The following is an 11,671-nucleotide window of genomic DNA, read 5'->3' as shown; positions in this document are numbered from 1 at the left end:
TTGCGCGCCGATGCAGCGAAGATTTTATGTCCTACGCAAGCGCTTTCGGCTGCGGGATTCGAGGCGCGTGCATGCGCGTCCAATCCATGCCGGCCAGAAGCGCCGACAGCTGGGCGGCATTCATCCGCATCACGCCGGCCACGATGGGAGGCCATTTGAAGCCGCTGCCATCGAGCCGCTTCCAGTACATCACAAGGCCGCTGCCATCCCAGACGACGATCTTCACCCGGTCAGCGCGCTTCGCACGGAAGACCACGGCCACGCCCTTCATCGGATCATGGCCCAGCGTCGCCTTCGCCAACAGCGCCAAGCCCTCCGCACCTTTTCTGAAGTCCACAGGTTGCGTCGCTACGTAAATCGTAAGGCTCGCAGGCGGCGTCAGCATGAACGTGTCCGTCGAAGCGCTAAGAACACATCACTCAACACAGCAAGGCCAGGCGCCCCCCGCACCTCTACGCGTGCTCCCTGGAGCTCAACCGTCACAATGGCTGCTTCCGGCGACCCGGTAGGCTCTGCGGCCGCCGGTAACGCCGATTCCGACACTACCGGCACGAACGACAGCGTATCCGCCGAAGCCGGCAGCACCAACTGGCCCAAACGCGCCCGGCGCCGCCAGTCATGCACCTGCTGGGGCCGGCAGCCATGGCGACGTGCGACATCTGTTACGATCGCGCCCGGCTCGAGACTGTCCGCGACAATCTGCGCCTTCAAATCATCTGGCCACTGTTTCCGGCCGCCGCCGGCGTACACTTCTATGCGCGATGACAACGGTCGTCTTATGTCGTCCGAATGGTCGTCCATTGTGAGCACCCTTCCAGAAGATGACTCTTCTAACGGCGCTCACAGGTCTACGCACAAACAATCTGATGGGCCTCGCAGCCCCGCTTACGCTCGATCACCCCGCACAACGGGCCAGCAAACTGGGCTCTGGCGGACGGAAAAGCTGTGAGCGAAACGGGGGAGTCTTCTGCAGAACATCTGAGCATCCGCATCCGCATCCGCATCCGCATCCGCATCCGAGACGAGCACGGTATCGTCACCGCGATCAAGCCAAAGTCAGACACCTTCCGATCACTTCAAGATCGAAGGTCCCATGCCGTTTCCGCGACACGGGATGGCCATCATCTAGATTCGAAGGTCCTGCTAGCCGATTTAGCCGTTGAGAGCTGACGAGTCTCAGCAAGCTCATCGTGAACGGCACATTTTCCACGCAGCTGCGTCCAGCCGACGATCTGCCGTCAAGATCGAGGGAACCCGGAGGCGTAAAGAGATAGGTCCAGAACTGTGGATCCTCCATTTGCCATTTGCTGCTCACTGTCGCTCCTCTCCCATATTTCCGTCTTGACCAGTCCCCGCAGGGTAAGCAAGCCTCGCCCGCCCTGCAAATGGGCGCAGTGCAGCGCCAGGACCTCAGGTCAGAGCGATAGGCCGCGCTTGCGCCCGAAGTCCCAGTCGACGCGGCCTAGACCGGCGATACCGCTAACCTGTTTGCCCAATTCCCGATCGAGCGAAGGCGACCAGGGCACAAGCTGAAAGCCGAGGCCGTTGTCGATCATCGCGAAGCGGCCCGAGGCCAGTGACAGGCGCCGACGATAAACCCCCGAAATCTGGTCACCTGCTTCAGCGGGTAAATGCGCCAGTCCCATCTCTTCGGCCACTTGACGCCCGACCATTCCGAGCTCGCGGCGGCGCAACGTCTCGATCAGGTCGCGGCTAAGCCGGACTTTGCCATTGTGGCGTTGCGCGAGCCCCTGTCCTACCAGCACATTGATGCGTCGATCGAGCGCATTTCGGACTTCGGCCCCGAAGCCGGCGCGCGGCAGCTCGGCAGGATCGCGCGCCACGAGTTGCCGGTCCAGCCAGGTCGCACCTTTCGCCGTAACCTGCTGCTCAAGGTTGAGGTCGGAGCGAACCGCGAGCGCAACTCGTGCCCGGCCGCGCGGATTTTCAAATCGCCGGAGCTCCACAATCCCACCGACCGGGCCGTCTCCGATCGCATCGATGTCGGGCATTTTGAGGTGATGAACACGTCCATCTATGCCGTCGACGATGGCGAAGGCGGTACCCTTGAGCTCGTGGTCCAGGCCGCGCCCGATGAGACGGCCTACAACTGCTTCGCCATGGCTTTCGGCTTCGAGCGCCCAAGAGGAAGGTGCGCGAGCGGCGCCATCCTGCGTGATCGCCTTGTGCAACCGCTTGATGATATCGCCGCGCTCGCCGAGGGCACGAAGGCGCGCTTCCGTATCCTCGGCCAGCACCCAGCGCGCAGGTCCGACGGGTTCCGCCAGACCCAACTGCCCAAGCGTCCGCATCCGCGCCATCCGCAGTTCTCGTAAGGGATCGCGCGCAGTATTTTGGTCCAACCTCAAATCGATCACTCCGTCCGCCGAGCCCGCTTCGCGGGCAAGCACCCGGTCCAACCTCGTCAAGCGTTCTGCCGTCACGTCGGCTTCGAGACCTTCACGGACCTCGAGCTCCGATCGCGGGCCAAGCTCGCGCGTGACGAGCTCGCCGGCGCGGGCACGAAATCCGTTGGCGATATAATCTCTGCTGATGACGAGGTCTTTTCCGTCATCTGCACGTCCGCGCACGAGGATGTGGATGTGTGGGTGCTCCGTGTTCCAATGGTCAACAGCAACCCACTCGAGGCGGGCGCCCAAATCGCGGGAGGTCTGTTCCATGAGCTCCCGGGTGAAATCGCGCAGGCTCTCGAGCTCGCCCGCATTATCGGGCGATACGATGAACCGGAAATGATGTCTGTCTGATTCACATCGCTCGGCAAAGGCACGGCCGTCTGCATCATCTCCTGCTGCGTCGAAGAGCTTGCCTGGCGCCCCGTCACGGGTAACCCCATCGCGTTGGAGGTAGCCAATGTGGGCTCGCAGCGCACCGGGCGAGCGCATCCGCCGCACGACACGCGCCTTGACGATTGCACCACGGGCTCGATTGTTGAGGAGCCTGGTCGCCGCAAGACTTGCCGCGCGGCCGCGCCCGAACCTGCCGCCCCCCCGGTCGCGACCATGACGTGAAAAACCGCCGGCCTTTTGCGCGGCTCTCAGCGCCTGCGCCAAAAACGGCTTGGCTCTGGGCGAGCGCGTGGATCGTATGCGACCCGGGCGGACGCGAAAATCATTGTTATCGGCCATTCTGGCTCACCAAAGTACCGAAAGCTGAGCAACGACAGCGCGTTATCAAAATCCGCAATGTGTGCTCACAGCTCGCAATGTTCGTCGGCTCGTTGAAATCCAAGCAATATCCCCCACAACCGACCGACCCGCACCTTGCGGCTTTTATCCTGCCCTCCCCGGCCGCCCACTCCCGGCTCTCTGCCGACCACTCTCAACGTTGCGACTAGCTTCGACATCATGCGACGAAATGCGATTGCTGTCATCGGGACTGCACCTCGTCTGATCGCCGCACAAACAGGCCCGTCGCGCGAGGGACGAGTGCAGTTGCACCCGCTCTAGCCGCTGCTTTCGACGAATTCATTGCGCGGACGCAGGATGCCGAGTTGGTGTTGTCAGCCGATAAGCTCTTGGACCGCTCAACAAGGATTGGCCCTTGCTGCCACGCGGCGAAACGTCTAGCGGCCGATGCACCGCTGTTGCGCTGCTCAATACCAATCAATGGTGCGAGTGTAGCGATGTAGATCTGTGTTTCATCCGGAAGCGCTCGACCGGTGGCCAGGTGCTCCTCGTACCGTCTGGGTCCAGCATTGTAGGCGGCGAGAAACCCTCCCGATCCGAAACGATCGAGCATCTCGCGAAGGTACGCTGTCCCAGCCATCATGTTGTCGCGCGCATCAAACGGATCGATACCGAGATCGTAACGAACGCTAAGCTCGACCCAGGTCGCGGGCATGATTTGCATCAACCCGAGCGCTCCGCGAGGTGATATGGCGTGCGCATTACCACCGCTTTCGGCCTGCATGACAGCGCGGATCCAACGCTCCGGGACCGCGAACCGATGCGAGGCTTCGGTCACGAACGCGGCGTATGCACGGCCTGGACGCAGGTTTGAGGAGCGCGCAGCTTGTGCGCGTGATCCAGCCTCCGCTCTGCCGGCCGATGGCGCTCCGAACGTCATGAGAATTCCCAGAGAGCAAGCAGCGGCGCGAGATAGCAATGTGCGGCCAGCCGCCAAGGACAAGGCTTTTCCCGGCCGGCACTGAGCCAGCGCGAGACGGCCGCGACGCGCGCCAATTGCCGACAATTCGGCCGGGATGGAGGAATGACGGTGCCATCGGCCGACTAGAGAGACCGCAAGCCATTGGAGCAATGCCGCCATTTGTCAGTCCTCCCTGGTCCACACCGGAACCGCTTGCCCTATGACGGCCGATCTCGGGAGCGGTCCGAAATATCTGCCGTCCAAGGACTCCGCCGACTGCCAGTTCATGACAAAGACCTCGTCCTCAGCGACGACCCGGCAGCCCTGCCAAGCCGGCAATGGCCTGCCACGGCGGTCGCGCTCGCGTGCCTGGCCCATTTCGATGCCGTCGACGACGATTGTGAGGCCCGTTCTGCAGACGGTTTGTCCGGGCAACGCCAGCACGCGCTTGAGCATCGGAAGACCGCTCGGCAAATAGCTGTTGAACTCGAGGAAGCTCGCAAGCGGCTCTGGTGGCCGAACGGCCACGAGCTCAGTGACGTGCAATCGTGCTGTCCCTTGCAAACGGTAGAGGCCGATCGGCACACTTTCGGAAGCGTTCCAGATGTACGACGGTGAGGTGTCGGTGACCGGCCAAAGCGCGAGCGTTGTGGCCCCACATATCGCAAGAATGATCCTTAGCCGCCCCATCAGAACACCACCCTGCGCCGGTGGAGCCACGCCTGGTGGCGCGCACGCGTATAAGGTCGTGGCGTTTCGTTGACGGAAAGACGGTTGTGGATGTGATGCCAATACTCGGGCGCTGCATCGGCAGGTTCGATGCCGAGTGACTCCACTGCGTCGATCAACTGGAGAACGCGCTCGACCTTTCGCCAGCCCGCCAGTCGCAGTAGGCTTTCGCCGCCGGGGCTGACCCAAGGCACAGTCGAATACCGCTGCCCCGGTGTGATCGCGCGCAGAATGTCGATGCGAGACAGGATGGTTCCAAAGTCATTGGACGACCAGCGCACGAACGCAAAGATGCTGCCCGGCATAAACGAGAGAATGCGCCGGTGCTGGTCAATGATCTTCTCCGATACAGGCTTGCCGAACCGGATTCGGTTCTCCATCCGCTTCTCGAGCCACAAGAGTTCAACACTTGTGAGATCGCTCACCCGGCCACTCCATAGTTTTGAGAGGAATTTCGGACATGCCAACGGGTGCGCTGTCGCCAGCGCATCGACGTCAGAGCCTTGGTTTCGGCAGAACGGTTGCGATGAAGCGTCGATGATCGGCGTTGTCCAAGCGTTGCAGCGCTCCTGCTGCTGCCAACGATCGCAGCCGAGTGGCTCCAATTCGTTAGAAGAAATCTGAAGGAGAGCGGGTTAGCCGGGGTGCTGACCGGTGGCTCCTCGCCGGTCGCATTGCGACGCTGATGCATCGCGACGATTCGCGAATAGAACGCGCGGCGCGTTCCGGCGTTCGGCAATGGAGGCGTATGATGGATTTCTATGCAGGGCTGGACGTGCCGCTGGAGGCGACGAACATTTGTGTAGTCGGCGGCGACGGCGAGGTCATCTGGGAGACGAAGCTGGACACCGATCCGGACGCGATCGAACTGTTGCTGGCGGAGTGGGGAATTCATCTCAAGCGCGTCGGCCTGGAAGGGCTCTCGTTCAGCGCCTGGCTGTTCACGGCGCCTGCCGAAAAGGGGCCCACGATGATGTGCATCGAGACCGGTCACGCCGAGGCGGCGCTGAACGCGATGCTGAACAAGACCGACCGCAACGACGCCAGGGGCATTGCGCAGATGATGCGGACCGGCTGGTTCCGCGCGGTTCACGTCAAGTCGGAGAGCGCACAGACGTTGCGCGCGCTGCTGGTCGGGCGCAAGGCTTTGCTCGGCAAGGTGCTGGACATGGAGAACATGATCCGCGGCCTGTTGCGCCCGTTCGGCCTCAAGGTCGGCGAGATCTCGGTCGGCCGTTTTGAGGCGCGGGTGCGCGATCTCCTGGCCGGGAAGAAGGAATTGGAAGCGATCGTCGTGCCGCTGCTGGACGCCCGCAACGCCATGCGGCTGCAGTTGGCAAAACTGCACCGCCTGGTGCTGGCGGCCGCACGCGGTGACGAGGTGGTGCGGCGGATGATGACGGTGCCGGGCGTCGGCGCGCTGGTGGCGCTGACATTCCGCGCCACCGTCGACGATCCGTCGCGATTCAAAAAGTCGACCAATGTCGGCGCCCGTTTCGGGCTGACGCCGCGGCGCTATCAATCCGGCCGGACCGGCCGGATTGGCAGCATCTCCAAATCCGGCGATGAGCTGACGCGAGCGATGCTGTACGAGGCGGCGATCGCGCTCCTCACCCGCATTCCGAAGAACTTTAAGCTGCGGCTCTGGGGCCTGCGGCTGGCCAGGAAGAAGGGTCTGAAGCGCGCGGCAACCGCGGTGGCGCGGGCGCTCGCCGTGCTGCTGCACAAGATCTGGATCGATGGCACCACCTTCCGGTTTGGCGCCGGCGGCAAGCGCGGCCGGGTCGCTGCCGCGGCTTAAGGGCCTCCGCGACCGCGCCGCTTCCACGCGCGCCTTCTCCTTCCGCCAGGGCGGAGCAGCGTCTCCCGAGGAGACGGGGATCTGGGTGAGATCGCAACTTTTCTTCCCGGCGGCTTCATGACGAGGTTTGAAGCCATCAAGCACGGCGCTGGTTAGCCTGACCGCCCTTTCCTCAGATTCCGGCTTGTGGTGGCCATCGTGCCAACCACGGATGTTAGCGAGTTCTCCTCGACGAGCGAGTGGCTGCAAAAGGACGTGACGCGCACCTGGCGATGATGTCGACGCCAGCGATCGCGAAGATTTGCGCGCGATCGCGTTCGCGCGCGCAGATTGGAGATAACAATCGTATTGCAGCGAAGCTTTGCGCGTGAGAGAGTCGAGGCCTGAGGCATCCTCGCTGCACGCGCCGCCGACTTGTTCACAACGTACTGATTCACAACTGGAAGTTAGTGTCAGTATGTTAGTAAAGTTACAAGAGCAGGAAGACTTGGCGCCGCAGGACCTTAGCTCTGATTCCGGTCCTCGATAGCACGAGCATCGCGTCCCTGATGGCACGAGGGTTCTGGTCCCTGATAGCACGAGCGAATTCACAGCTTATCCCCAGCAGGAAGGACGAGGCCACGGTTGCGCAGTCGCTTGCTCAACGGGCCGCTTGGGACTGGTGCGAAATTCAATCGCTCTGCGCCATTCGGATGATGCGTCATGATGAGCCGATAGCCTGGCAATCTCTGACGACGGACGATCTGACGCAGGTCGTAGGCAAAGTGTTTGAGCGGCGACAGGCTGCCGGACTTCGCATGCAAGTGCACAAGATCGAAGCTCCAGCCGCCATTCTGACGGCCGCCGTGCTTGCGGACCAGCCGATAGAGCCAGCGCTCCAATCCACCGGTCAGATCGAAATAGGCCCCGTCAATCGTCAGCACGAGCGCTTCATCGAGAACGCCCGTGTAGAACCAATCGGGCAGTATCAGCTCGATTCCACGGGCATGCCCGTGCAGATCGGCTGTCTCTTTCCATTCGTTGATCCAGGAGAAGCGATACCGCCGCCGTTCGCTCGGCTGACGGATCGATGTCATCACAGTGGTCGATTGCAGCCGGTCGAGCGCAGCCTTCAGGCGGTCGTAGTCGCGCACGCTGGTGCCGCGGCCGACAAAGGTCAGGATCTCGTAAGGGGTCGCTGCCATCAGCCGGGACGTTTTCAAGCCGGCATCGCGGGCTTCGACAATCTGCGAGGCAGCCCAGATCAGAACGTCCGCGTCCCAGATCGTCGCCATGCCATGTTCCGGCACGGCTTCGACACGAATCGTGATGGTGCCTGCGCGGAAATCGATGGGAACAATGCGCCTCGACTTTGCCAACGAAAAGAACGGATACGCCATCAGGTCTTGCGCGTCCCGTGGCGCCAGATCGCCTGGGAGGGCGCGAAACAGATCGAGTTGGTCGCGCTCTGATCGCCGCATCTTGCTTGCAGTGGAGTTGCTGTCCGGCATGGGTCAGCGCCGCTCCTTACCGGCATACGGAACGGGTGTGTGCCGTTTCGCCGGCAGGACCGTGCCTGTGCCGGGATCGCTGGTGGACGTTTTGGCGCCGCGGTCAACCCACGCCTTCAGGTCCTCGAGCGCATACACAACGCGACCGCCGAGCTTGCGATAGGTCGGGCCTGTCCCATAGGTGCGGTGCTTTTCCAGGGTTCGGCCGGAGAGGCCGAGAAAGCGCGCCGCTTCGGGCGTGCGCAGGTATCGCGGCGGCAGGCCAGCGTTCGGATCGGGCATTTGCGAGGCTCCGTGGTCGTCTGGAGCGCGGCCGGCTCGGCCCGCGCGTCGACGGCCACGATGGCGCAGTAGGCGTGCTCAGGGGGATGCCGAAAATCAAGCGATGATTTTCGGCACCCCTGCTCTACTCCTTGCGAGACGAGGGACGCAGCAATGCGCGATAGCCACCGCGCATCAGAGCCAAGCCAGCCTGCACCAGGCGGATGGTCCGGCTGCGCAATTCGTGGGTTTTCCAGGCGCGCTCAGGGATGCGTTTTCGGCCGAACAGCACCTCGGCGATGACGCGATAGGAAGCACCTTCCATGCGTCCGTCGAGCGCTCGCAGCACCAAGACGAGTCGTTCGCGCCGCTGCGCGGAAAGCTGATGAAGGGGAGGTCCCGGCCGGCGGCCCTTGATTACGCGCCACAGCCGATGTGAGGCATGGGCGCGGATCTCAAAGTCCGCATCGAGCGGCAGTTCGGCAGCATAAGTGACACCAAACTGCGGCGCCTCTTTCAGCCAGAGATGATGTTGTGCCCCTTGAATGCGCAATACGGCATGCCAGCCGTCAGATGCCTGTCTGATGGTGCCTGATGAAAGGTCGGTAAGCCGCAGCCTCGCGCCGACCGCTTTTGAGCCGGACGTGCTGCGAACGAGCGGCACCACCGTCGGCAACGCCTCAGGTGCCCAGAAGATTGTCTGTTGGTAAAAGGGCCCCTGAGGGTCATGAGCGAAAGCAGACGCCCCATCTCCTTCGGAATTCGGAGGTCATCTGCGATCGATTTTCACGATAGGAAGCTCGATAGTTAGGGCTGCGCCGCAGTGACTCCCAGGCGAAATCCGCCATCTCGCCCGACTTGATAGCGTGCTGATACGCCTCCGGTGAGCGCCAGTCGAACTCGGACATTGCTGTTATCCCCTGCCGTAAGTCGATTGCGGCGCAATGTTTATGAAGCTTGGGATTGCCGGGGAAGTCACCAATTATGCATTGCGTGATGCCTGCAGGCGATCACGCGTCAGCGGGGAAATCTGTTCTCGAGCGCGAATTCTTCATGACAGATTTTACTATTTAAGCGCGCTGCCGCGAAGCAAGTCGCGGTAGCCGTGGTCTGACATCCATTTTGCTCGCGCCAGATGACTATCAAACGCATTGCGGGCGCGAGCCGGTTCGCGATCCGGATCGATGTGCAACACGATCCGAGCCACTTCTTTCCAATCGGCGCCGTCAGTCTCGGCATCAAGAAGTCGCCAATACGTTACCAGATGCTGCTCGTCATAGGTCGTCAGCACCGGCTCATGCGGCGCGACATCCGCGACATCGGGATCTAACGGTGGGTTCGTCATGTAGGGTTATGCGCGCACTTCGCCAATCTGCATTGTAAGCGAAACTTACCAAAATAGTTCGGTTATAGCCAGTGGTTTGATGGTCTGCCTAATGGCTGTTTGAGCGCATGAAAGCTCGTGCGCTCGTGGCCTGGAATGTGCGCCGGATCCACGTGGATCGCGGTATTCCGCAAGAGCAACTGGCCTACGACGCCGGGATTGACCGCTCATACATGAGCGGCCTTGAGCGGCAATCTGAGAATCCGACAATTGATCTTCTCGACCGACTCGCCGAGACGCTGGGTGTTCATTTATCTGAGTTCTTTGTTCAGCCACCCAAGGGAGCGGCGACACCCAAGACATTGCCTAAGGGTCGCAAGTCAGCGCGTCTACCTTCCAAGAAGCAATAGCTTTGGGCGAGTTCAAGCGGCGCGGACAAGCGCCACGTAAGTGCGTGTCTTAAACTCGAAAATCAACTGACCAAGCCGGTCCAGCTGCAGCGTTGCTCAGTTCGGCTTTTGTCCAAGAGGAAGCCCCGCCCGAGGTCGTCGGGCGGGGCGATAATGGGCCTCACTCTCCGTTCTTGCGCGGACGCGACCACAGGAGCGTGTAACCTTCGCCGCCTTCCTCATCGAACAGGTTCGCGTAGATCGGCGCGTTGAAGGACGGATCGTCGAGCTTGAGCGAGAGATAATCGCGGCCCTCTTCGGAGCGCTTCGACCAGGCTGCCCCAATTTCCGCGCGGCCCACGTAGATGCGGTGGCTGGGGGCGTTGTCGTTGGAGCGGTTGGTTTCGGCGACGATGCGGACGCCCTTGGCCTGCAAGCTCAGGGTGATGATCTCGCCCTGGAAATCGTTGCCGACCTTCTTGAAGGAACCGATGTTAGCCATGTCTCTTCTCCTGTTGTGTTTCGAGCCCGCGACCACCGCGGCCTCGATGGCGATCTAGAGGCCGAAGACGATCGGCGACGCACCCGCTCGCGGGCCGCAGCGCAGCGGAGGACGTCGTTGTGGCGACTTTCTTGTCTCGCGAGGAATGGGCGAAGCCCAGGGGAAGAAAGTCGCATCAACGGCGTTGCGGCTCAGACGATCGAGGCGCAGCCGGTCTTCGGCCAGATCGAGCCATCAAAGAGGCCACGTGGTCTGCGTGCTGAACCGCAATCGTGAGGAGAAGTCTGGCGAATCTCGGTTCTGCTGAACAAGAGGTTGGTACGTTCCGGCGCGGAAAGAGAAACAATCTGCCGCAAAGGGCGGTATCGTCCCGGAAGGAATGATCGAGCGTGGCGCGTCGCTCCACCGCAGCCATGTGGGCCAGACCGAGATTGCTAGGGCTTGCCTAAAGGGCTCCGAGGAGAAGCGCGGCTACCTCTCGTTCAAGCTCGACGCCCCCTCGCTCAACGTGGCGCCATGTGCGACCTTGCTCCACCGATGATGGCGACGAAGCATCACCGCTCATGCGGCGCGGCTGTGAGAACTGGTTGCCGCATCTTCTCCACCACGCCAGCCGAATCCAACGGGCGGGTCTCCGCGAACACGGTCAAGCGCGCCCATGCAGTGCCGCCGATGCAAACCGCACCTCCGCAAGCAAAGGCCTCGCGCCAAGCCAGCGAAGGCACCCCGATCTGCGAGAGGGCAAACACGACATGATAGCCAGCGATTGCCGCGGTGACCGCGAATGCGGCTGCGATCGCGACGCGCAAGGCCAAGGACCGACTAACGGCGACGGCAACCCGACCAGCTGCAAGTGTCAGCGCGCCAGAAACAATTCCGATAAGCAGCGCGCCGACGACGCCTGCGCCATCACGAAATGCCATCCCGACACTGAGTGCGACGAAAAACGGCAGGGCGTACACAGCGAGCGCAAAGATCGCCCAGCAGAACAAGCCAATGCCGAGTGTGTTGAGAACAAGCCCAAGCGCGAGCATGGTGTGGCTCCATGTGCATAGATGTACCCGTCGC

15 protein-coding genes are annotated in these 11,671 nt (G+C 61.9%); 2 read left to right on the top strand and 13 right to left on the bottom strand.

What is annotated here, in order from left to right; genetic code table 11:
- Positions 1 to 31: 31 nt before the first annotated feature.
- From tnpB to AC0L3B_RS31620, 6 genes are all read right to left on the bottom strand, one after another.
- Positions 32 to 385: an IS66 family insertion sequence element accessory protein TnpB gene (tnpB, locus tag AC0L3B_RS31645; protein ID WP_473381637.1), complete on the bottom strand. Its 354-nt coding sequence runs from the start codon at positions 383 to 385 to the stop codon at positions 32 to 34.
- The gene (tnpA, locus tag AC0L3B_RS31640) at positions 379 to 801 is read right to left on the bottom strand and encodes an IS66-like element accessory protein TnpA (protein WP_275174649.1); all 423 of its coding nucleotides are present in this window, start codon (positions 799 to 801) and stop codon (positions 379 to 381) included. The genes tnpB and tnpA overlap by 7 nt, the downstream gene beginning before the upstream one ends.
- A gap of 614 nt (positions 802 to 1,415) precedes the next feature.
- On the bottom strand, positions 1,416 to 3,146 hold the full coding sequence (locus tag AC0L3B_RS31635; RefSeq protein WP_473381636.1) for a relaxase/mobilization nuclease domain-containing protein: 1,731 nt from the start codon (positions 3,144 to 3,146) through the stop codon (positions 1,416 to 1,418).
- 241 nt (positions 3,147 to 3,387) lie between these two features.
- A complete protein-coding gene (locus AC0L3B_RS31630; protein ID WP_473381654.1) occupies positions 3,388 to 4,086 on the bottom strand; it encodes a lytic transglycosylase domain-containing protein in 699 nt (232 codons plus the stop codon).
- A 204-nt stretch (positions 4,087 to 4,290) separates the two neighbouring features.
- Positions 4,291 to 4,797 carry a S26 family signal peptidase gene (locus AC0L3B_RS31625; protein ID WP_473381653.1) on the bottom strand — a complete coding sequence of 169 codons (507 nt, stop codon included), beginning with the start codon at positions 4,795 to 4,797 and terminating at the stop codon, positions 4,291 to 4,293.
- On the bottom strand, positions 4,797 to 5,261 hold the full coding sequence (locus AC0L3B_RS31620; RefSeq protein ID WP_231189405.1) for a DUF2840 domain-containing protein: 465 nt from the start codon (positions 5,259 to 5,261) through the stop codon (positions 4,797 to 4,799). The genes AC0L3B_RS31625 and AC0L3B_RS31620 overlap by 1 nt, the downstream gene beginning before the upstream one ends.
- 326 nt (positions 5,262 to 5,587) lie before the next feature.
- Between AC0L3B_RS31620 and AC0L3B_RS31615 the strand changes: the two genes are divergently transcribed.
- Complete coding sequence (locus AC0L3B_RS31615; RefSeq protein WP_204513418.1) at positions 5,588 to 6,637, top strand: IS110 family RNA-guided transposase; 1,050 nt, start codon at positions 5,588 to 5,590, stop codon at positions 6,635 to 6,637.
- 587 nt (positions 6,638 to 7,224) lie between these two features.
- Here the strand turns inward: AC0L3B_RS31615 and AC0L3B_RS31610 are convergent.
- The 5 genes from AC0L3B_RS31610 to AC0L3B_RS31590 all read right to left on the bottom strand — a co-directional run bounded on the left by AC0L3B_RS31610 (position 7,225) and on the right by AC0L3B_RS31590 (position 9,733).
- Positions 7,225 to 8,097 (bottom strand): replication initiator protein A, encoded by an 873-nt coding sequence (locus AC0L3B_RS31610; protein WP_204514060.1) that lies wholly within the window; start codon positions 8,095 to 8,097, stop codon positions 7,225 to 7,227.
- Between the two features lie 33 nt (positions 8,098 to 8,130).
- Positions 8,131 to 8,409 (bottom strand): helix-turn-helix transcriptional regulator, encoded by a 279-nt coding sequence (locus AC0L3B_RS31605; RefSeq protein ID WP_085398892.1) that lies wholly within the window; start codon positions 8,407 to 8,409, stop codon positions 8,131 to 8,133.
- A gap of 124 nt (positions 8,410 to 8,533) precedes the next feature.
- On the bottom strand, positions 8,534 to 9,055 hold the full coding sequence (locus AC0L3B_RS31600) for a DUF2285 domain-containing protein (RefSeq protein WP_204513417.1): 522 nt from the start codon (positions 9,053 to 9,055) through the stop codon (positions 8,534 to 8,536).
- A gap of 58 nt (positions 9,056 to 9,113) precedes the next feature.
- On the bottom strand, positions 9,114 to 9,296 hold the full coding sequence (locus AC0L3B_RS31595) for a transcriptional regulator domain-containing protein (protein WP_204513416.1): 183 nt from the start codon (positions 9,294 to 9,296) through the stop codon (positions 9,114 to 9,116).
- Between the two features lie 158 nt (positions 9,297 to 9,454).
- Entirely contained in the window at positions 9,455 to 9,733 is a 279-nt protein-coding gene (locus AC0L3B_RS31590) for a DNA -binding domain-containing protein (protein WP_231189409.1), read from the bottom strand.
- 107 nt (positions 9,734 to 9,840) lie between these two features.
- Between AC0L3B_RS31590 and AC0L3B_RS31585 the strand changes: the two genes are divergently transcribed.
- A complete protein-coding gene (locus AC0L3B_RS31585; protein WP_473381635.1) occupies positions 9,841 to 10,122 on the top strand; it encodes a helix-turn-helix domain-containing protein in 282 nt (93 codons plus the stop codon).
- Positions 10,123 to 10,282: 160 nt separating this feature from the next.
- Here AC0L3B_RS31585 and AC0L3B_RS31580 read toward each other — a convergent pair whose 3' ends face one another.
- Positions 10,283 to 10,603, bottom strand: coding sequence for a DUF736 domain-containing protein (locus AC0L3B_RS31580; protein ID WP_007605948.1), 321 nt, complete (start codon positions 10,601 to 10,603; stop codon positions 10,283 to 10,285).
- A 554-nt stretch (positions 10,604 to 11,157) separates the two neighbouring features.
- Positions 11,158 to 11,637: a hypothetical protein gene (locus AC0L3B_RS31575; RefSeq protein WP_204513413.1), complete on the bottom strand. Its 480-nt coding sequence runs from the start codon at positions 11,635 to 11,637 to the stop codon at positions 11,158 to 11,160.
- Positions 11,638 to 11,671: the final 34 nt, after the last annotated feature.

The sequence above is a fragment of the Bradyrhizobium sp. Kon56 genome (assembly GCF_055807635.1).
The sequence above is the reverse complement of the archived record's forward strand: the minus strand, read 5'-3'. Positions and strand labels throughout refer to the sequence as shown.